General features: G+C 70.6%; 1 protein-coding gene. It reads right to left on the bottom strand.

Annotation, left to right across the window (positions count from 1 at the left end; genetic code table 11):
• A partial coding sequence (locus tag HC022_RS28195) for a TRAP transporter large permease subunit (RefSeq protein ID WP_167454560.1) occupies nucleotides 1-624 on the bottom strand: 624 nt, incomplete at its 3' end.
• Nucleotides 625-678: the final 54 nt, after the last annotated feature.

Raw genomic sequence — 678 nt, 5'->3', positions numbered from 1 at the left:
CGGCGGCAGGGCTGCGGGGTTGCGCCACCACACCACCAGCACCGCGCCGATGTAGAAGATCAGCGAGGCGAGGCCGACGAAGAGCCCGCCGAGGAACAGGTCGTTGATCGAGACCTGCGCCTGGATGCCGAAGAGGATCAGGATGATCGACGGCGGGATCAGCGCCCCGATGGTGCCGCCCGCGGCGACCGAGCCGGTGGCGATGCGCAGGTCGTAGCCCTGCCGCGCCATCTCGGGCACCGCGATGCGGCCGATAGCGGCGGAACAGGCCCCCGACGAGCCCGACCCCGCGGCGAAGCCCGAGGCCCCCGCCAGCGAGGCGATGGCGAGCCCGCCGGGCAGCCAGCCCCACCACACCCGCGCGGCCTCGAACAGGCCCCGGGTCAGCCCCGAGTGATAGGCGATGTAGCCCATCAGCAGGAACATCGGGATCGACGACAGCGTCCAGCTGGCCGAGGTGGTGTAGGGAATGGTCGAGAGCATCGAGAAGGCCGGGCGGAAGCCGGCGACGGCCCAGATGCCGACGAAGGACACGCCGATCAGCGCGGCGGCGATCGGGACGCGCAGCATGATCAGCCCGAGCAGCGCGGCAAGGGACAGGATGCCGATGGTGACGGGGTCCATCACGCGTTCTCCTTGAGGGATTCGAGTTCGTCGAGCGGGTCGTGCTGGGTGCCC

Origin of the sequence: Salipiger sp. HF18, from assembly GCF_011806505.1 — a bacterium.
Classification (GTDB): domain Bacteria; phylum Pseudomonadota; class Alphaproteobacteria; order Rhodobacterales; family Rhodobacteraceae; genus Salipiger; species Salipiger thiooxidans.
Note: the sequence above shows the minus strand (reverse complement) of the source record. Positions and strands in the feature narration are given on the sequence as shown.